The 19,299-nt window shown below is 43.5% G+C and carries 16 protein-coding genes and 1 pseudogene; 11 read left to right on the top strand and 6 right to left on the bottom strand.

Features of this window, described 5'->3' with window-relative positions; all coding sequences use genetic code 11:
* The 4 genes and pseudogenes from FTT73_RS05895 to FTT73_RS05880 all read left to right on the top strand — a co-directional run.
* Positions 1 to 121: pseudogene (locus tag FTT73_RS05895) on the top strand (IS5/IS1182 family transposase); the annotation flags it as partial.
* Between the two features lie 887 nt (positions 122 to 1,008).
* Positions 1,009 to 3,138 (top strand): TonB-dependent receptor, encoded by a 2,130-nt coding sequence (locus tag FTT73_RS05890; RefSeq protein WP_180075352.1) that lies wholly within the window; start codon positions 1,009 to 1,011, stop codon positions 3,136 to 3,138.
* Between the two features lie 304 nt (positions 3,139 to 3,442).
* Positions 3,443 to 4,033 carry a DUF4142 domain-containing protein gene (locus FTT73_RS05885; RefSeq protein ID WP_005169595.1) on the top strand — a complete coding sequence of 197 codons (591 nt, stop codon included), beginning with the start codon at positions 3,443 to 3,445 and terminating at the stop codon, positions 4,031 to 4,033.
* Between the two features lie 189 nt (positions 4,034 to 4,222).
* Complete coding sequence (locus tag FTT73_RS05880; RefSeq protein WP_005169598.1) at positions 4,223 to 4,636, top strand: TM2 domain-containing protein; 414 nt, start codon at positions 4,223 to 4,225, stop codon at positions 4,634 to 4,636.
* 47 nt (positions 4,637 to 4,683) lie between these two features.
* Here the strand turns inward: FTT73_RS05880 and FTT73_RS05875 are convergent, their stop codons facing one another.
* The 5 genes from FTT73_RS05875 to FTT73_RS05865 all read right to left on the bottom strand — a co-directional run bounded on the left by FTT73_RS05875 (position 4,684) and on the right by FTT73_RS05865 (position 10,342).
* Complete coding sequence (locus FTT73_RS05875; protein ID WP_100534929.1) at positions 4,684 to 5,292, bottom strand: DUF805 domain-containing protein; 609 nt, start codon at positions 5,290 to 5,292, stop codon at positions 4,684 to 4,686.
* A 201-nt stretch (positions 5,293 to 5,493) separates the two neighbouring features.
* Positions 5,494 to 6,777, bottom strand: coding sequence for a ribonucleotide-diphosphate reductase subunit beta (locus FTT73_RS05870; RefSeq protein WP_005169603.1), 1,284 nt, complete (start codon positions 6,775 to 6,777; stop codon positions 5,494 to 5,496).
* A gap of 140 nt (positions 6,778 to 6,917) precedes the next feature.
* Positions 6,918 to 7,046 carry a hypothetical protein gene (locus FTT73_RS16570; protein WP_005169615.1) on the bottom strand — a complete coding sequence of 43 codons (129 nt, stop codon included), beginning with the start codon at positions 7,044 to 7,046 and terminating at the stop codon, positions 6,918 to 6,920.
* Between the two features lie 60 nt (positions 7,047 to 7,106).
* Entirely contained in the window at positions 7,107 to 7,232 is a 126-nt protein-coding gene (locus tag FTT73_RS16315) for a hypothetical protein (RefSeq protein ID WP_004732081.1), read from the bottom strand.
* Between the two features lie 272 nt (positions 7,233 to 7,504).
* On the bottom strand, positions 7,505 to 10,342 hold the full coding sequence (locus FTT73_RS05865) for a ribonucleoside-diphosphate reductase subunit alpha (RefSeq protein ID WP_180078796.1): 2,838 nt from the start codon (positions 10,340 to 10,342) through the stop codon (positions 7,505 to 7,507).
* A 566-nt stretch (positions 10,343 to 10,908) separates the two neighbouring features.
* Between FTT73_RS05865 and bfmR the strand changes: the two genes are divergently transcribed.
* Positions 10,909 to 11,625, top strand: coding sequence for a response regulator transcription factor BfmR (gene bfmR, locus FTT73_RS05860; RefSeq protein ID WP_005097931.1), 717 nt, complete (start codon positions 10,909 to 10,911; stop codon positions 11,623 to 11,625).
* Between the two features lie 42 nt (positions 11,626 to 11,667).
* On the top strand, positions 11,668 to 13,335 hold the full coding sequence (gene bfmS, locus FTT73_RS05855) for a sensor histidine kinase BfmS (RefSeq protein WP_005097929.1): 1,668 nt from the start codon (positions 11,668 to 11,670) through the stop codon (positions 13,333 to 13,335).
* A 70-nt stretch (positions 13,336 to 13,405) separates the two neighbouring features.
* Here bfmS and FTT73_RS05850 read toward each other — a convergent pair whose 3' ends face one another.
* Complete coding sequence (locus tag FTT73_RS05850) at positions 13,406 to 13,762, bottom strand: hypothetical protein (RefSeq protein WP_005097927.1); 357 nt, start codon at positions 13,760 to 13,762, stop codon at positions 13,406 to 13,408.
* Between the two features lie 572 nt (positions 13,763 to 14,334).
* Between FTT73_RS05850 and ndhC the strand changes: the two genes are divergently transcribed.
* The 5 genes from ndhC (at position 14,335) to nuoF (ending at position 19,297) form a co-directional block, all read left to right on the top strand.
* The gene (ndhC, locus tag FTT73_RS05845) at positions 14,335 to 14,880 is read left to right on the top strand and encodes an NADH-quinone oxidoreductase subunit A (RefSeq protein ID WP_005097926.1); all 546 of its coding nucleotides are present in this window, start codon (positions 14,335 to 14,337) and stop codon (positions 14,878 to 14,880) included.
* Between the two features lie 6 nt (positions 14,881 to 14,886).
* Positions 14,887 to 15,567 (top strand): NADH-quinone oxidoreductase subunit B family protein, encoded by a 681-nt coding sequence (locus FTT73_RS05840; protein ID WP_005097925.1) that lies wholly within the window; start codon positions 14,887 to 14,889, stop codon positions 15,565 to 15,567.
* 90 nt (positions 15,568 to 15,657) lie between these two features.
* Positions 15,658 to 17,445 carry an NADH-quinone oxidoreductase subunit C/D gene (nuoC, locus tag FTT73_RS05835; RefSeq protein ID WP_005097924.1) on the top strand — a complete coding sequence of 596 codons (1,788 nt, stop codon included), beginning with the start codon at positions 15,658 to 15,660 and terminating at the stop codon, positions 17,443 to 17,445.
* 14 nt (positions 17,446 to 17,459) lie between these two features.
* Positions 17,460 to 17,969 carry an NADH-quinone oxidoreductase subunit NuoE gene (nuoE, locus tag FTT73_RS05830; RefSeq protein ID WP_100358017.1) on the top strand — a complete coding sequence of 170 codons (510 nt, stop codon included), beginning with the start codon at positions 17,460 to 17,462 and terminating at the stop codon, positions 17,967 to 17,969.
* Entirely contained in the window at positions 17,966 to 19,297 is a 1,332-nt protein-coding gene (nuoF, locus tag FTT73_RS05825) for an NADH-quinone oxidoreductase subunit NuoF (protein WP_074383464.1), read from the top strand. The genes nuoE and nuoF overlap by 4 nt, the downstream gene beginning before the upstream one ends.
* The last annotated feature ends 2 nt before the right edge of the window (positions 19,298 to 19,299 follow it).

Raw genomic sequence — 19,299 nt, 5'->3', positions numbered from 1 at the left:
AAATGCATTTGCGAGATTAAAACATTTCCGTGCTATTGCTACCCGATTTGATAAGCTTGCACGAAATTATCAGTCTATGATCTACATTGCTTGCATGTTTATTTGGTGCAAAGCCAAATGAGGACACGCCCTAGATCGCTTTCATAAACCAGAAAACGACTACTTTTTTGATTGATATTTGTACTCTAATTTTCTTGGCATTCATGCATTATCTGCGGATGAAGTACCTCGACTCCAAGAAGCTTTCGGAACCAAAGTGTAAATGCTAGCGAGATTTCATCGAGTGGTTAAGCAGCAAGGAACGCATTCTAACTCGATGTAGACTACTCAGATAAAGTCATTTTTTGTCTGACTATTGGCGCGAATACCAAACTTTATTTCACGTTGCTACGAATGATAGGATTTTAGAGCCCAGAGCCTCAGGAATTGTACGTTATGCTGAAGACTGTCTGATTCAGTCCTGTCTTTTTCATTTACCGAAGAATTTGCCCGAGGGTGCAGACATAAACTGATCTAATATATAAATCTGATATTTTTCTTCTTTGGTAAGATGAGTGTAATTCATGATGCAATTTTGACTTTGGTCAGTCGGAAACAGCATGCTAGCTCATCTTGCATCTTTCAATGATTTAATCTCTGTTGCACTTCATTTGAGATTCTAAGTTATTTATGTTTGTTCAGAAAATACAGCAGAACAAGGTTCTGTAGAAATGCTGTTGATTTGTTTCCTAAGCTTATAAATATCTTTATAACTCTCTAGAATGCTAGAGAAATATGTATACAGCACAATATTGAAAAATTCAAAGAAAGACTTTTATAAATTGCTTTGATGTCAAAAAACACCTGATCACGCGGCTTAAGAAGAAAATTTCTATTCATATTCTGATAAAGAAAATTTGAATTTACGGGTCATTAAAGATCAATCCGGTTTAAAGAATAAATAACCTAATTTGCTCCAGCAGTATATAGATTTTTCTGAGTCATATCGAAAAACAGGAACCAAAAATTATGCAGCATCGACTTCAATATTTTCCTATAAAAATCGCATTATCCTGTCTAATCGCTTGTCTGACTCAGATGCTTTATGCCGAAAATGCGGTAACAGAAGTACAAAAACTTGCACCGATTATTGTGCAGGCGACCCGTACTGACCGGGAGCGTTTAAGCACACCCGCTTCAGTGTATTATCTCAATCAGGAACAACAGAACAGCCTGAATGTGAATCTTTCGGAAACCTTAAAGGGTGTTCCAGGGCTACAGCTCAATAATCGTGAAAACTATGCCCAAGATTTGCAAATTTCAATGCGTGGCTTTGGTGCCCGTTCCAGTTTTGGGGTACGCGGCGTGCGTTTATATGTCGATGGAATTCCGGCGACCATGCCGGATGGGCAGGGGCAAACCTCGAATATTGACTTGAACAGTCTGGAGCATATTGAAGTTTTAGGCGGTGCATTTTCATCGCTATATGGTAATTCTTCCGGAGGGACAATTTTAACCACCACACGGGAAGGGCAAGGTGCTGATTCGATCGAACTGGGTCATTCTGCCGGCAGTCAACATAAAGGTCAGACCAAGCTGGTTTTGCAGGGCGGTTCAGAAAATGCCAATGAGCCGAGCTATATGATCAGTTCATCCTATTTTGATACTGACGGTTTTCGGGATCATAGCGGTGCGCATAAAGTTCTGAGTAATGCCAAGCTGACTTGGGATCTGGAGGACGGCTCTAAAATTAACTGGATTAATAATTACGTTAAAATTGCTGCGGATGATCCCGGTGGTTTAACTCGCGAACAGTGGCAAGCCAATCCTAAACAGGTCGCTGAGAATGTCCTTTTATATAATGCACGTAAGGAAACTGAACAGCTGCAAACCGGGATAACCTGGAATAAACCGATCAATGATCAGCATGAACTCTACGGGATGGCCTATTGGGGACAACGGGCAGTGACCCAGTACCAGTCGATTCCTCGTACAGCGCAAGGTGGAGTCAATCATGCCGGTGGCGTGATTGATTTTGACCGTCATTTCTACGGCACTGACCTGCGCTGGACAGGTAAAGATATTTTTCCAAATACTAAACTGATTTCTGGTATTGCCGTGGATGCCATGAGCGAAGAGCGCAAAGGCTACCAAAACTTTGTCGGTGATACCTTGGGGGTAAAAGGTGAACTACGCCGGGATGAAGACAATCGCTTGTGGAATCTTGATCCTTATTTACAAGCATCCTATGCATTCTTGCCAAACGGGACATTCGATGCTGGTTTGCGTTATAGCAATGTGCATTTTAAATCTAAAGATAAATTCCTGTCCAATGGCGATAATTCCGGTAAAACCGATTATCAAAAGTTATTGCCCTCTTTAGCTTTAAGCTGGCAGCCCTTACCCGAATTGATGGCTTATGCCAGTTATGCCCAAGGTTTTGAAACCCCCACATTTACCGAAATGTCTTATCCGGCAAATACTGCTGAAAACCGCAGCTTGAGTTTAAAAGCAGCAGAAAGTGAAAGCTATGAAGTGGGTTTGAAATCTGCTAATGCTTGGGGGGATTTCACCGTAGCCGCCTTTCGGACCAGAACCGAAAATGATATTGTTTCTGCGGGAAATGAGGGTGGGCGCGCTACCTTCCGTAATGCAGATAAAACCTTAAGAGAAGGTGTAGAACTTTCCTGGAACAAAAACCTGTGGCGAGATCTGACAGCACAAGCCAGCTATAGCTATATTGATGCCACTTTTGATGCAGATATTCCTGAACTTCGGAATGATGAAGGAGAGGTTGTAGTATCTAGAGTAGCATCGGGGAACTATATTCCGGGGATTGCCAAAAATCAGGCATTTTTAAGTCTAGGCTGGAAGCCTGAAAATGGTTTAAGGGCTGGCTTTGATGTGCGTTACTCCGACAAGATTTATGTGAATGACTTAAATTCTGATACTGCACCAAGCTACACAGTCGCTGGTGCAAATATTGGCTATCACTGGAAAATGCAGGATTGGGCAGTGAATACTTTTGCACGGGTGGACAATCTGTTGGATAAAGACTATTCGGGTTCAGTCATCGTCAATGAAAGTAATGGTCGTTTCTATGAACCGGCAGAAGGGCGTCATTGGAGTGCGGGGGTGAGTATGACAAAAGTATTTTAATTCAAAGCATTAAAAGTTACTTTATTTTTATGTGTCTAGAAAATAAAAAAACGACAGGTGATTGGTATATTTTGAAATCTGGGTCAAAATATATAAAACTTGCCATTCGCATATTGATTATTTTAATAAGTCCATTTTTTACTGACCTGAAATAAATAAACTAATCACTAACAGTCTTTGCTTAACTTAATAAACGCTTTATATATTGCTTAAAAAAACAACTCAAACATTACACTGTTTTTAATCTAATTCACCTATTTTATAAAGGCAAAATTAATCAATAAAACCTTAAAAGGATGCCATTATGAAAGCTATTTTAATGAAGAAGATGATTCAGTGTGCTGCAGTCAGTGGTGTATTGGTTTTTGCTGCAGGCCAAACTATGGCAATGAATCAACAATCTAAGAATACTGCTCAACAGCATTCCCAAGTGTCGAATGACAGTCGTGTGACTTTAACTGACAGTCAGGTGATTAAGGTATTAAGTACAGCGAACAACGGTGAGATTAAGCAGGCAAAAACAGCCCTGCCTAAACTGAAGACAGATGAAGCCCGCAAGTATGCCCAAATGATGATTAATGATCATTCAGCAAATGAGAAAAAAGCTCAAGCCTTGGCAAATCGTTTAAATTTAACGCCACAAACCAGCACTCTCAGTACTGGATTGCAAAATGATAGTGATAAGGTGGTGGCCAAACTGAGTCAGTCATCCGTAACAGATAAGGACTATATGATGAGTCAAGTTGAAGTCCATCGTAAAGTGGTGACAATGCTCGACAAGCAGTTGATTCCAAATGCTAAAAATATAGAGTTAAAGAATATGCTGACGCAAACCCGTACTGCGGTTGCTGCACATTTGAAGAAAGCTGAACAAATCGTTGAAAAGATGAAATAATTTAATAATCATTCAATAAAAAAACCGCCATTAATGGCGGTTTTTTTATTCATAATATTTAATTAAAGTAGAGAAGAAGTAAGTAAATAGAAAATCTTTTTATTTCAATAGTCATTTGAAATATAGTATTTTTTCTATAGTGGAATGCTTATAATTTAACATGTAAATAACACGTAAAAAGAGATAATAATGCAAGGATCTATTTTAGATTATTCAGTGCAGCATAATACCGGTATTATTAGTGGGGATGATCAGAATCGTTATCAATTTACTGGTAGTGAATGGAGAGGCCAAGCGCTACCAGCACGTGGACAACGTGTAGATTTTGAGGTGTTAGGGCAGGGACAAGCCAAAGACGTTTATTTAGTATCGGCTCCTAATCCCTTTACCAATCAAGTCGGGCAAAAAAATCGAATTGTTGCGGCATTGCTCGCATTTTTCTTGGGTGGATTTGGTATACATAAGTTTTATCTAGGTCGTATCGGTTGGGGAATTGTCTATCTAATTTTCTTCTGGACATTTATTCCGGCAATCATTGCATTTATTGAGTTTATTATGTACCTATGTACTTCCGATGAAGATTTTGCACGAAAGTATGGTTAAGTTTTCATTGAGAGAAAGGGCGATATCGCCCTTTCTTTTTGGTCAAGTTATTTGGCAGGCTGCCCCCATTCATTGGTTTCTTGTTTGGTCTCTGTTGCTAGCCAGATAATTAATAAAATACTGCCAATAAGCGGGATAAGTGCAATTAAAAGCCACCAACCGGATTTATTAATATCATGTAAACGACGTATCGTTACTGCTAAGCCTGGAATAAATAACGCTAAAACTACTAAGGCATAAAGTACAAACTCAGTTCCAATGACTGCATCAATAATTTGAGCAATAATTAATAAAATAAATTGGACTAAGGTAAAAAACCAGAATTCTTTACGACGAGCACGCCCTATAAACGTCGCATAACTTTTTAAACACTTTACAAACCAATCAATCATATTGAATTGTTCTTCAGCTTTATTCTGATCAGAAATTTTGTCTAATTGCTTGGAAATATTTTGTACAGGATTGCTGTGACCTAATGCTGTAAAAATTTGAATGGCATTCCCTGTAGGATCGATATCGAAATCGACTTGATCTCCACGAGCAGGCGGATGCTGTCCACGCCATTCTGCACCGGTGAAATTGTACCGATTTTGGTCGTCGCCACTAATCACACCAGCATTATGCTGCACTGAATAATCTAAAATAACCCCTTTCATTTTTACCCTCTTTCTTTGTGTTTAAATTTATAAATTGTTTTTAAATTCATGTGGATAATATCATAATAGTATATTTAGGCACTTATTTTTTATAATATTTTTAATGTAGATGGTCGGTTTTTTTATGCATTGAATAGGCTATATTTCATATAAAAAATCCCGCTACTGGGGCGGGATTTCACTAAACTTTTTCTTTTTGACTTACCAGCTTAAAGCACCGCCGGTCTGATAATCCGTAACACGCGTCTCAAAGAAATTCTTCTCTTTACGCAAGTCCATCATCTCCGACATCCACTGGAACGGGTTATTCACACCAGCGAACTGTTCAGGCAAACCCAACTGCGCTAGACGACGGTTGGCAATAAACTTCAGATATTCTTCCATCATGCCCGCATTCATACCCAATACACCACGTGGCATCGTGTCACGTGCATATTCGATTTCCAGCATTGTGCCTTCAAGAATCATCTGAATGATTTCTTCCTGGAACTCGGTTGTCCATAGACCCGGGTTTTCGATCTTGATCTGGTTAATCATATCAATACCGAAGTTCAGGTGCATGGATTCATCACGCAAAATGTACTGGAATTGCTCGGCAACACCATTCATCTTGTTACGCCGGCCCATCGACAGGATCTGGCTGAAACCGCAGTAGAAGAAAATCCCTTCAAGTACACAGTAGAACGCGATCAGGTTGCGCAGCAGGATTTGATCATTTTCAGGTGTACCGGTTTTGAAAGTAGGATCACTTAAAGACTGGGTGTATTTCAGACCCCACGCTGCTTTACGTGCCACTGACGGAACTTCGCGGTACATGTTGAAGACTTCGCCTTCATCCATACCGAGCGATTCGATACAATACTGGTAAGCGTGTGTATGAATCGCTTCTTCAAATGCCTGACGCAAGATGTATTGACGGCATTCAGGGTTGGTAATGTGACGGTAAATCGCCAATACCAAGTTGTTTGCAACCAGTGAATCGGCAGTCGAGAAGAAACCGAGTGAACGCATGACAATGGTACGTTCATCTTCAGTCAGGCCGTTTTCAGATTTCCAAAGTGCGATGTCATGGTTCATGTTGACTTCTTGCGGCATCCAGTGGTTGGCACAACCGTCTAGATATTTTTGCCAAGCCCATTCGTATTTGAACGGAACAAGCTGGTTCAAGTCGGCACGACAGTTGATCATCGCCTTGTCGTCAACCTGTACACGCTGTGCACCCATTTCAAGCTCTTCCAGACCTGGAGCAACATCAAGTTGTTCTAGGGAAGCAGATGCTCTTGCCAGCGAATCGGTTGGATTTGATCCTCGGTTTTGAGTGGCTCTAAGGGGTTGTGCAGTTGCCACATCCGGCGATGCGTTGCCTGCATCAGATACCATCTGTGAATTAGTCGCTTTTTGCGGCTCGACGGGCGCAGGCTGCTGTTCAGGAGCAGCCGGTTTTTGCGAATCATCTTCGAAATCGTCCCAACTTAGGATAGACATATCAATTCTCTCTACGTTGCTTTATATCTTTTATGAGACATTCAGCTTGGCTGAGATGTCTTACTATACGCTTAATTTGTGTAAGCAAAATTAAGTTTTGTCGATGAATGCTGTGAATTTATACAGCAGCACTATCCTCACTACTTATTTTGCTTACGCTGCTGGCGTAGTTTGAACCAGAAATAAGCAAGTGGTGCGTAAAAGGTAATAGCAAAGGAGATCAGCAATGCCGCAAGTCCTAACATGTAGTTGTGGGTCATATGGGGCATTGAGGTTTCCTTTTACTTTTAGTTTGTGAATCCTAGCCGAAACTAGGATTCACGTTTAAATCATTTTTTAGATGATTTACTAGGCTTGATTGTTTCAGTAACTGTAGTTTTAGGATGCTTTTTTGCATAGCCTTCAGTTACGAAACGACCAGTTCCTGCATCACGAGAAACTTTTTTCGTAGCCATAGAGATAATCTCCATTACAAATTCAAGATGACTCTTACTGGCTCGTTTCTCGAATCGATGATACAATCCGTTCACGCATTTTGTGATGCCAGCCTCGTTGTGACCATCTTGGTATCACTTCGAGATTGAAAGCCTTCTAGTTAGTTTTGACGGACGCTAGAGGGCTTTTTTATTGCCTGAATTTCGTAATCCCCCTAAGTCCCCCTTTGAAAAGGGGGATTTTCTCCCTCCTTTATTAAAGGAGGGTCGGGGAGGATTTAAAACCTGTCAGATTACTGACAAGCCTCACAATCAGGATTGTCAATTGAACATGCCATTGGCACTGGTGCTGCTTGCGCAAAACCATCTTCCTCTGCAGGAACTTCAGGTTTTTTCGCTTCAACCACCGGAGCGGCTGCTGCAACAGGTGCTGCAGTTGCAGTCGCTTTAACCGCATTTAGTGCGCCAGTGTTAATGGTCGATTTCTCAGCAGACGTCGCACCCAATGCACGTAGGTAATACGTCGTTTTAAGACCACGTAACCAAGCCATCTTGTAAGTGATGTCCAGTTTTTTACCATTTGCACCAGCGATGTAAAGGTTCAGAGACTGAGCCTGATCGATCCATTTTTGACGGCGTGATGCAGCATCTACGATCCAACGTGTATCTACTTCAAACGCAGTCGCGAAGATGGCTTTAAGCTCTTCAGGAATACGGGAAATCTTCTGTACAGAGCCTTCGAAATGTTTCAGGTCGTTGACCATTACTGCATCCCAAAGGTCACGTTCTTTCAACGCACGTACCAGGTACGGGTTAATCACGGTGAACTCGCCAGACAGATTCGATTTCACATACAAGTTCTGGAAAGTAGGCTCAATCGATTGAGACACGCCACAAATGTTAGAAATCGTTGCAGTTGGCGCAATCGCCATCACGTTTGAGTTACGCATACCGTCTTTTTGAACTTTGGCACGTAAAGTGTCCCAATCCAAACGTTGAGTGCGGTCAACTTCGAACATACGTTCAGGACGTGTTTTTGCAACCAGATCCAGTGAGTCGATTGGTAAAATACCCTGATCCCACAATGAACCTTTAAATGTCTCATAGGTACCACGTTCAACAGCCAAATCACTTGAAGTTGAAATCGCGTAGTACGAAATCACTTCCATTGATTCATCAGCAAACTCAACCGCAGCATCAGAACCATACGCCAGGTTCATTTCGTATAAAGCATCCTGGAAGCCCATGATACCCATACCGACTGGACGATGTTTCAGGTTTGAATTACGTGCTTGTGGAACAGCGTAGTAGTTGATGTCAATCACGTTGTCGAGCATACGCACAGCAGTTTTTACTGTACGTGCCAGTTTTTCGCGATCCAGTACACCGCCTTGCACGTGTTGAACCAGGTTGATCGAACCTAAGTTACACACCGCGATTTCTTCTTTGCTGGTGTTCAACGTAATTTCGGTACACAGGTTAGAAGAGTGCACTACACCTACGTGTTGCTGTGGTGAACGTAAGTTACATACGTCTTTGAATGTGATCCACGGGTGACCAGTTTCAAACAACATCGACAGCATTTTGCGCCACAAATCTTTTGCACGGATTTTCTTGTGCAGCATGTTTGTTTCTTTGGCAATACCTTCGTAGTAAGCATAACGCTCAGCGAATTCTGCACCGGTCAAATCATGTAGATCTGGGGTTTCAGAAGGTGTGAACAATGTCCATTCCGCATCTTCGAATACACGTTGCATGAACAGGTCAGGAACCCAGTTCGCTGTGTTCATGTCGTGGGTACGACGACGGTCATCACCAGTGTTTTTACGAAGTTCCAGGAATTCTTCAATGTCCAGGTGCCAGGTTTCAAGATATGCACAAACTGCACCTTTACGCTTGCCACCTTGGTTGACCGCAACAGCCGTATCGTTCGCGACTTTAAGGAATGGAACTACACCTTGCGACTTACCATTGGTACCTTTGATGTAAGAGTTTAAAGCACGCACTGGTGTCCAGTCGTTACCCAAACCGCCTGCCCATTTAGACAGCATGGCGTTATCACGCATTGCGCCATAAATATCATACAGGTCATCATCAATGGTGGTTAAGTAGCAGCTCGACAATTGTGGACGAAGCGTACCTGAGTTAAACAGGGTAGGCGTCGATGCCATATAGTCGAAGCTAGACAACAAGTTATAGAACTCGATGGCACGTTCTTCACGGTTTTCTTCATTGAGCGACAAGCCCATAGAAACACGCATAAAGAACAATTGCGGCAATTCGAAACGTACGCCATCGGAATGGATGAAGTAGCGGTCAAATAAAGTCTGTAGACCTAGGTAGGTAAACTGGTTTGAGCGTTCTGGTTGAATCGCCGCTGCCAGTTTCGCCATATCAAAGTTAAGCAGTTCTGGTGAAATAAGCTCAAGCTCAATCCCTTTTTTCAGGAAAGTTTCAAGTGCTTCACCTTCATGCGTATCCGTAGGCAGACCCAGGAATTTCAAACCAGTCGCCACCAGATCATCACGCAACAAACGTGCGGTCACATAGGTGTAGTTCGGCTCTTGCTCGATCCGGGTACGGGTCGCCATCATCATAGTGGTGGAGATGTCAGACTCTTTTACACCGTTGTACAGGTTTTTCACGGTCTCATCGACAATGGCTTGTACATCAATTCCTTCAAGGCCTTCTGCTGCTTTAGTAACATGCGCAGTTAAAGCACTTAAATCAAGTGGCTTAAGTTGGCCTTCAGCATCGGTAATTTGCAGGGTCGGATGATGGTGTGCACCTAATTGTTTACGTGCTTCAGAACGTTGTTCACGGTAAATGACATAAGAGCGTGCAACTTTCTGTTCGCCCGTACGCATTAGCGCAAGTTCAACTTGGTCTTGAATTTCTTCGATATGAATCGTTCCGCCAGAAGGTAAACGACGTTTAAAGGTATTCAGTACCATTTCCGTCAGTTGCTCGATACGATCATGGATTCGGCTCGAGTCAGCGCTTTGCTGGCCTTCAACCGCCAAAAACGCTTTACCAATTGCGACAGAAATTTTTTCTGCATCAAAAGCGGCAACATCACCGGTGCGTTTAATCACCTGAAGTTGACCAGGAGTTGAAGTGATTACGCTCATGTTAGCATAGCTCCATTGTCATCTATTTTTATGTTTATGGACCGTTTGAACTGGGCAAGTTTCATGCACAGTGTTTGAGGAATAAACACAAGACCTAGTGGTTTTAAAATTAATTGAACACAAGATACGGGAAAAATTAGGGTAGATCAATATTGACATTTAGCTAAATATTTTTCTTAAGTTTTGCTTTAATCCTTGTAAAAATATCGCTATTTTTATTGATTTTTGTATAAGCCTTATCAGGCAAGGCATAGCATAACAAAGTCCCGAGAAAGTGCTTATAGATAACATTGTGGATAACTAAAAAGTGCTGAATCAAGCAGTCATATTTTGTTCATGTAATAGTTGTGTAAATCACAAATCAGATCTAAATCACTGTTTCAAGCATAGTTGCCCAAAAAATGCACGATAAAATATTACAAAATGCTATCTTGATGTATCAGTTTGGTGAACGCTATCTTGTTTACAATGTAAACGTGTGTATATTGCAAGCATATTAAAAACGTATCTATTGGATTTCAAAAGGATACGCCTATAGCGTAGATCCACCAAATAAGGGGCAATACATGAGCCAAGAAGAAAAGTTACCCAAGATTTTAATTGTTGAAGATGATGAGCGTCTTGCTCGTTTAACGCAAGAATACCTCATTCGTAATGGACTTGAGGTTGGGGTGGAGCCGGATGGTAACCGTGCCATTCGCCGGATTATCGCTGAGCAGCCAGATATGGTGGTGCTGGATGTGATGTTACCAGGAGCGGATGGTTTGACCATTTGTCGTGAAGTGCGCCCGCATTATCATCAACCGATCTTGATGTTGACTGCGCGTACTGAGGACATGGATCAGGTCTTGGGTCTGGAAATGGGTGCCGATGACTATGTCGCTAAACCGGTACAACCACGTGTATTGCTGGCACGTATTCGTGCATTACTGCGTCGTACGGACAAGGTGCCTGAAGATGAAGTGGCACAGCGTATCGAATTTGATGATCTGGTCATCGACAATGGTGGTCGTTCAGTTACTTTAAATGGTGATCTGGTTGATTTTACCAGTGCGGAATATGACCTGTTGTGGTTGCTTGCATCAAATGCTGGCCGTATTCTTTCCCGCGAAGATATTTTCGAGCGTTTACGTGGCATCGAATATGATGGTCAGGATCGTTCAATCGATGTGCGTATTTCGCGTATCCGTCCAAAAATTGGTGACGATCCAGAGAATCCGAAGCGTATTAAAACCGTGCGTAGTAAAGGTTATCTATTCGTTAAAGAAACTAATGGTATTTAAGCAAATGTACGTTGTTGCTTGAACGAGCGGGATAAACTATAGGTGTTTAAACACAGTATATTTTTGCGTATATACGCAGGACTCGTCATCCTTGTTGTGTTGGTGGCTGTGTTCGGCTATCTGTTGGTACAGATTATCAACTATCAGCGTGCGCAAGAATATCGTGAGTCTCTGACTGATGGTATGGCCTATATCATCAGTGAGGGTGTCGCGCGCCAGCCAAATCTTCAGCAAAAGATGGATTGGGTTTCCGATGCTTCTGATTTGCTGGAATTGCCAATTCACTATGTAGAAGCCAGTAAGGTGGATATCACCCGTGCTGAAGGTCGCCGTATTGCAGATCGTAAAGCCGTGGTGCGCTGGGATGCCAAAACCGGCATTGCCTATATTGTGGTGGGGCTGCGCGATGACCCGAATCATTACCTGTATATAAAGGCCGACAGTATTACCGAGCGCCAGATGAAGGCGCTGCCGGTCTTTATTCTGGATTATCTGGTCTATTATCCGGGTCAGGAAAAAGAATATCTGTCCGCTATTCAGGATCATTTTTCTTATCCGGTATCGATTGAAAACGTACAGAGCTTACCTTTAGATTCCGAGCAGATCGGGCGCTTGCGTCTTGATCACAGTATCATTTTGTATCGGGATAGTGCCTCAATCCGTGGCACCACCATTTCAATTATTTCGCCAATTCCAGGTTCGACCTCACAAGTCTTGGTGATGGGGCCGGTGCCATTGTTTAACTGGATGCCATTCCAGTTGGCCACCGGTATTACTTTATTGAGCCTGTTTGTGCTGAGTCTGGGGGTGTATGGTTTGCTGGTGCCGATGCAGCGCAAGTTGCGTGAAGTCAGCTATGCCTTAAACAAAATGAAAACCGGTAATATGTCATTGCGTCTTCCTGTAGAAGGAAGTGACGAAATGGCAACGCTGGCCTCTAGCTTTAATAATATGTCTGATCATATTCAGCGCCTGATTGAAGCCCAGCGTGAACTGATGCGTGCGGTGTCGCATGAACTGCGTACACCAGTAGCACGGATTCGTTTTGGTGTGGAAATGATGGCAGATGAAGATGATTACGATTATCGTCTGCAACAGGTCGAACAGATTGATAAAGATATTGAGGCGCTGAATACCCTGATTGACGAGATCATGACCTATGCCAAGCTAGAACAGGGCATGCCTTCGATCGAGTTTGAAAAGGTCAATCTGTTTGAAGTGCTGAATCAGGTAGCTCTGGAAACTGAAGCATTAAAAACCCAGAAAATCATTGAGCTACATTCAATGCCTGATGTGGTGGTTGAGGCAGAACGCCGTTATCTGCATCGCGTAATTCAGAATCTGGTCGGCAATGCGGTGCGTTATTGCGACAATAAGGTGCTGATCAGTGGTGGTCTGGATCAGGATGGTCAGGCCTATGTCTCTGTTGAAGATGATGGCCCGGGAATTCCGGAAGTGGATCGTGCCCGGGTCTTTGAAGCCTTTGCCCGGCTGGATGACAGCCGCACCCGTGCTTCGGGTGGTTATGGTTTGGGTTTATCCATTGTCAGCCGGATTGCGTACTGGTTTGGTGGCAAGATTCACGTGGATCAAAGTCCGAGCTTGGGTGGTGCGCGCTTTATCATGAGCTGGCCTGCACAGCGTTATGTAAAGAAGAGCAAGCGCAAGTTGGCAGAAAAGACTGAGGAAATCAGTGATCATTCAGCTTGATGTTATATAAATGCTTTTGAGTTATAAAAAAACGATGTCTGAGCATCGTTTTTTTTATTGGGGAAGAATTTTATTCCTGAATGGTGGCATCCGGCTCAATCAATGGTTTGCCTTCTTTTAGGCCATGCAGGGCTTCAGGATTGAAGTCGATCATTAGCTTGGTATTTTTTCCATCAATGCTATAGCGCTGGATCAGCCTCTGATCACCAGATAAAGTTTCGACTTTGTATTCATCGGCAATATTCATGATGCCATCCAGATTAATGCTGGAAGAGGCATGATCCTCTTGAAACAGTGCATGAATATCGCGCAAGTCAAAAGCGACCTGACTCATATTGGGGTGTTTCTGAACATAATCTTGGATATGTCGCACCAGTAACTGGGCAAATAAAAAATAATTCGGCTTATGCGAGAAGCGTAGAGACATGCAAGGACTCCTTATTGTTACTTTATTAATGTCATTATGTGGCTTAGAAATACAAATAACATATTCTGAATCAGTCTGTTGGGTGTGTTGCAAAAAGATACAATTGCTTGCCTTGAGTGAGGCTGGGCTTAAAGTGCTTTAATCCAAGTTAAAATGTGAAAATCATGTTAAATATCAAATTAAATCAAAAGCTTTATCCGCTGAAAGTTATGGATAGAATAAGTTTTTGTCTGATTTTTCTTTGCTTTGGCCGTGAAAGGGGCTATATCTAAGCCAGAGGCCAAGCAAGAATGATCTGAAATGGATTTATTTTTCAGGAATACTGTTTATAGAAAAATTAATAGAAAATTAAAACTTAATCCAATAAAACGATTAAATCGGATGTTGAGAGATCAAACGCAAATTAAATGCTGAAATGCCTAAAAAATCATCCCAAAGACTAAGGCTTATAAACTAGCAAGTGAAATCCAAAATCAGGTACAATTGGCGGGATTAATTTTGTGTTTGGTGTATTTGAAGGCCAATACATACATTCTTTGTTAACAAATAGGCCTGCCAGGAGTTATCCCCGCATGAGTGCTATTACTCCATACGAATGGGCAATTATTGCCTTCGTGATCGGCGTTACATTTTTATGCGTCTTTATGCTGACCGTCCCATTACTCCTCGGGGGTAAATCATGGGGCCGTGCCAAGCAGGAGCAGTTTGAGTCAGGTGTTGTTGGTGCAGGTGGGGCTCGTATCCGCTTGTCTGCAAAGTTCTATTTAGTTGCAATTTTCTTCGTGGTGTTTGATTTAGAAGCACTTTATCTATATGCATGGGCGGTTTCTGTTCGTGAAGTAGGTTGGATTGGTTTTGCAACTGCAGCTATCTTTATTTTAGTTTTACTTGTTGGTTTGGTTTACGAATTATCCACAGGCGCACTCAACTGGGCACCTTCAGACAAACGTAAAGCCGCAGGAATTAAAGCTAAGATTGGTTCGCCAAATATGGATCTAGCAGAAATTACGCGCTTTAACTCAATTGAAGAATTGGTAATCGACCCTACAGGTCAAATCCCAGCTCAATCCTCTGGTCGTGTGAAAAGCTCACCGGCTAAATCATCTGATAAGGAGTAAGACGGGATGAAATATACATTAACCCGTGCGAATCCGGATGCTGATCAATATCCACTTCAAGAGCGTATCCTTGTAGAAGATCCGTTACTTGAAGAAGAAGTGAATAAGAATGTATTCATGACTCGTTTAGAGGATGTGGTACATACAGCAGTCAACTGGGGTCGTAAAAACTCAGTTTGGCCGTTTAACTTTGGTACATCATGCTGCTATGTAGAGTATGCGACGACCTTAACCGGTGTGCATGACTTGTCACGTTTTGGTGCCGAGGTGATTCGTGCTTCACCGCGTCAGGCGGATTTAATGATTGTGGCGGGTACCTGCTTTGTGAAAATGGCGCCTGTCATTCAACGTTTGTATGAACAGATGCTTGAACCGAAATGGGTCATTTCAATGGGGGCATGTGCCAACTCAGGTGGGATGTACGACATTTATTCAGTGGTACAAGGTGTGGATAAAATCATCCCGGTCGATGTTTATGTTCCCGGCTGCCCACCACGTCCTGAAGCTTTGATTCAGGCATTAATGCTGTTGCAAGACCAGATTCAACTCGAGCGTCGTCCGCTTTCTGCGGTGATCGGTGATGATCTTAAGCCAGTGTATAAGCCAAAGATGATGCCGGAACGTGACCGTAAGAAAGATCAGCGTGTTGCTGTGAAGAACTTGCGCTCTATGGATGAAATTAAATAATTTAAACGACTGGTCTTTTTTGCTGCACCCGCTATGGGTGTAATTGTCGTTTAGGTTGACTGAATTTGTATTAAATAGGAAGCCAAGCCAATGGCTGAAACTGACATTGCTATGCCAGAATCAACACCAGTTGATTCACGCCCAGCATTTGCCATCATTGAAGAACTCAAAACCAAATTTGGTGAGAACTTCTATGTGCAAACGACTTTCGAGGATTTCCCGACAGTCTGGGTTGAGCGCGCACGTGTACAAGAAGTTTTAATGTTCTTGCGTACAGTATCACGTCCTTACGTGATGTTGTTCGACTTGTCTGCGGTAGATGAGCGTCTGCGTACGCACCGCGACGGTTTACCTGCGTCTGACTTCACAGTGTTCTACCACTTGTTGTCGCTCGAGCGTAATACTGACATTCGTATTAAGGTTGCCTTAGCTGAAAGTGATCTGAATCTTCCGACGGCAACCAACATCTGGCCAAATGCCAACTGGTACGAACGTGAAGCTTACGATATGTTTGGGATCAATTTCGAAGGGCATCCAATGCTCCGTCGTATCTTGTTGCCAACCTATTGGGAAGGTCATCCGCTACGTAAAGAATATTCTGCACGTGCGACTGAATATACCCCGTATTTACAAGACAAGGCCAAGCAGGACTACGAACAGGAACATCTGCGTTTCGTGCCTGAAGATTGGGGTATGAAGCGCGGTAATGCCGATGAAGACTTCATGTTCCTGAACTTGGGGCCTAACCATCCATCTGCGCACGGTGCATTCCGTGTGATTTTGCAGCTGGACGGCGAAGAAGTGAAAGACTGTGTGCCTGATATCGGTTATCACCACCGTGGTGTGGAAAAGATGGCTGAACGTCAAACCTGGCATTCATTCATTCCGTATACAGACCGTGTCGACTACTTGGGTGGTTGTGCACAAAACATGCCTTATGTGATGGGCGTGGAGCAAATGGCGGGCATTACTGTACCGGACCGTGCGCAATGTATCCGTGTGATGATGTCGGAATTGTTCCGTATCAATAACCACTTGTTGTTTATTGGTACTGCAATTCAGGATGCCGGCGGTATGACCCCAGTATTTTATATGTTCGCTGACCGTCAAAAGATTTATGACGCGATTGAAGCGATCACGGGTTACCGTATGCACCCAGCTTGGTTCCGTATTGGCGGTACTGCGCACGACCTTCCAAACAACTGGCAGCACCTCATTCGCGAAATCCTCGACTGGATGCCGAAGCGTATGAATGAATACTACACAGCTGCATTACGCAACTCTGTATTCATGGGTCGTACCCAAGGTGTAGCGCAATATGACGCTAAATCTGCATTGGCTTGGGGTGTAACCGGTACTGGTCTTCGTGCAACAGGTATTGACTTTGACGTTCGTAAATATCGTCCGTATAGCGGCTACGAAAATTACGATTTTGAGGTTCCTTTAGAGTACGAAGGCGATGCTTATGCACGTGTCATGGTTCACTTCCGTGAAATCGAAGAATCACTGAAAATCGTCAAGCAATGTCTAGACAACATGCCGTCTGGTGCGTACAAAGCAGACCATCCACTGGCTGTTCCACCACCAAAAGACAAGACATTACAAGATATTGAAACCTTGATTACGCACTTCTTAAGCGTATCTTGGGGTCCTGTAATGCCGGCGGGTGAAGCATCTGTGATGGCGGAAGTGGTGAAAGGTGCGTCGAACTACTACTTGACTTCAGACAAGTCAACCATGAGTTACCGTACCCGTATTCGTACACCAACCTTCACGCATTTACAGCAAATGCCTTCTGTGATTAACGGCAGCCTCATGTCTGACTTAATCATTTATTTAGCGACCATTGACGTCGTAATGGCTGACGTGGATCGCTAAGGGGTAAACGCATTATGATGATTTTGACTGATAAAAAGCCACGTGTGAACGTTGAAGGAATTTTGACTGCGGACGAAATTCACGATATCGAACATCACATGGGGCACTATCCATACCCACGTGCGGCGTGTCTGGACGCGCTAAAGTGTGTACAACGCCGTAATGGCTGGGTAGATGATGCGCAAATGAATGCCATCGCGCAAATGCTGAACATGAGCGTTGCAGATCTGGAAGGTGTGGCAACCTTCTATAACCGTATTTACCGTCAGCCAGTCGGGCGTCACGTAATTTTGTTATGTGATTCGATTGCGTGCTTCTTGATGGGTGCGGAAACTTTGGCAGAAGCATTCCAGCGCGAATTAGGCATTCAGTTTGGTCAAACGACTGCAGATGGTCGCTTTACCTTGTTGCCAATTTGCTGTCTGGGTAACTGTGACAAAGGCCCAACCTTAATGATTGATGAAGACACGCACGGTCTGGTTGAAGTGACTTCGGTGAAACAGCTGTTGGAGAAGTATGTATGAATACTGAACCAAAACCAATTTATGGCGACGGTAACCCGGAAACGCATCCACTCACATGGCGTTTAAGCAAACAAGCGAACGTACGTAATGCAGATGATTACGAAGCGCTCGAAGGTTATGCAGGCTTTAAAAAAGCCCTGTCGATGTCGCCTAAAGATGTATTGGACGTGGTGAAGGCAGCGACTGTTAAAGGTCGTGGTGGTGCAGGCTTCCCGGCAGGCATCAAATGGTCACTAATGGCGCCAAATGACAATTCAGGTCCACGTTACCTGATTTGTAATGCCGATGAGATGGAACCAGGTACCTTCAAAGACCGTTTGTTGATGGAAGATCTTCCACATCAACTGATCGAAGGGATGCTGATCGCGGGTTATACGCTTGAAGCAACCCATGGTTATATCTTTATCCGTGGCGAGTACATCGAAGCGGCTCAGTACTTAAATGAAGCGCTTGAGCAAGTTCGTGCCAAAGGTTACTTAGGGGATAACATCCTGGGTACCGGCTGGAACTTCGAGTTACACGTGCATACCGGTGCAGGTCGTTATATCTGTGGTGAAGAAACTGCATTGATTAACTCGCTTGAAGGCCGTCGTGCCAACCCGCGTACCAAACCGCCATTCCCGCAAGTTGCAGGTGCTTGGGGTCGTCCTACGATTGTCAACAACGTAGAGACCTACAACAACTTACCCGCCATCATGCTGCGTGGCCCTGAATGGTATATCGGCTTGTCTGCGGGCAAATCGAAAGATCCAGGTACGAAAATCTATGGTGCATCAGGTAAAGTGAAATTCCCGGGTCTATGGGAATTGCCTTTTGGTACGACTGCGCGTGAAGTGATTGAAGATCACGCGGGTGGTATGCGTGACGGCCTGAAGCTGAAAGCATGGTTACCGGGTGGTGCATCAACGGACTTCCTGGCGGCCGAGCATATCGATCTTCCGATGGATGCGGAAAGCATCATGAAAGCAGGTTCTCGTTTAGGAACATGTCTGCTCATGGTGGTTGATGAAACTCAATGTATGGTTTCAGCAACACGTAACCTAGAAGAATTCTTTGCACGCGAATCATGTGGTTTCTGTACCCCTTGCCGTGATGGCTTGCCTTGGGCAGTGAAAGCGTTAAAAGCGCTGGAAAATGGCACAGGTAAACAGGAAGATATCGATCACTTACAAGAGTTAACGCGTAAGCTTTGGATCGGTAAGACTTTCTGTGCCCACGCACCGGGTGCAATGGAACCGCTCATGGGCGCACTCAAACATTTCCGTGGCGAATTTGAAGCGAAGGTGGTGAATGCCGCTGCTCAAGTTAGCTCCGTAGAACAAGCTTAAGG

The sequence above is a fragment of the Acinetobacter sp. YH01006 genome, from assembly GCF_013420445.1.
In the GTDB taxonomy this organism is placed as follows: domain Bacteria; phylum Pseudomonadota; class Gammaproteobacteria; order Pseudomonadales; family Moraxellaceae; genus Acinetobacter; species Acinetobacter pseudolwoffii.
This window is presented reverse-complemented; position numbering and strand designations above follow the sequence as displayed.

Coding starts and splice junctions, on each gene's coding strand:
- ndhC (WP_005097926.1), top strand. CDS start 14,335: ATGAGTGCTATTACTCCATACGAATGGGCAATTATTGCCTTCGTGATC.
- nuoF (WP_074383464.1), top strand. CDS start 17,966: ATGAATACTGAACCAAAACCAATTTATGGCGACGGTAACCCGGAAACG.
- FTT73_RS16315 (WP_004732081.1), bottom strand. CDS start 7,232: ATGGCTACGAAAAAAGTTTCTCGTGATGCAGGAACTGGTCGTTTCGTA.
- nuoE (WP_100358017.1), top strand. CDS start 17,460: ATGATGATTTTGACTGATAAAAAGCCACGTGTGAACGTTGAAGGAATT.
- FTT73_RS05880 (WP_005169598.1), top strand. CDS start 4,223: ATGCAAGGATCTATTTTAGATTATTCAGTGCAGCATAATACCGGTATT.
- FTT73_RS05875 (WP_100534929.1), bottom strand. CDS start 5,292: ATGAAAGGGGTTATTTTAGATTATTCAGTGCAGCATAATGCTGGTGTG.
- FTT73_RS05850 (WP_005097927.1), bottom strand. CDS start 13,762: ATGTCTCTACGCTTCTCGCATAAGCCGAATTATTTTTTATTTGCCCAG.
- FTT73_RS05890 (WP_180075352.1), top strand. CDS start 1,009: ATGCAGCATCGACTTCAATATTTTCCTATAAAAATCGCATTATCCTGT.
- FTT73_RS05885 (WP_005169595.1), top strand. CDS start 3,443: ATGAAAGCTATTTTAATGAAGAAGATGATTCAGTGTGCTGCAGTCAGT.
- FTT73_RS16570 (WP_005169615.1), bottom strand. CDS start 7,046: ATGCCCCATATGACCCACAACTACATGTTAGGACTTGCGGCATTGCTG.
- nuoC (WP_005097924.1), top strand. CDS start 15,658: ATGGCTGAAACTGACATTGCTATGCCAGAATCAACACCAGTTGATTCA.
- FTT73_RS05840 (WP_005097925.1), top strand. CDS start 14,887: ATGAAATATACATTAACCCGTGCGAATCCGGATGCTGATCAATATCCA.
- FTT73_RS05865 (WP_180078796.1), bottom strand. CDS start 10,342: ATGAGCGTAATCACTTCAACTCCTGGTCAACTTCAGGTGATTAAACGC.
- FTT73_RS05870 (WP_005169603.1), bottom strand. CDS start 6,777: ATGTCTATCCTAAGTTGGGACGATTTCGAAGATGATTCGCAAAAACCG.
- bfmR (WP_005097931.1), top strand. CDS start 10,909: ATGAGCCAAGAAGAAAAGTTACCCAAGATTTTAATTGTTGAAGATGAT.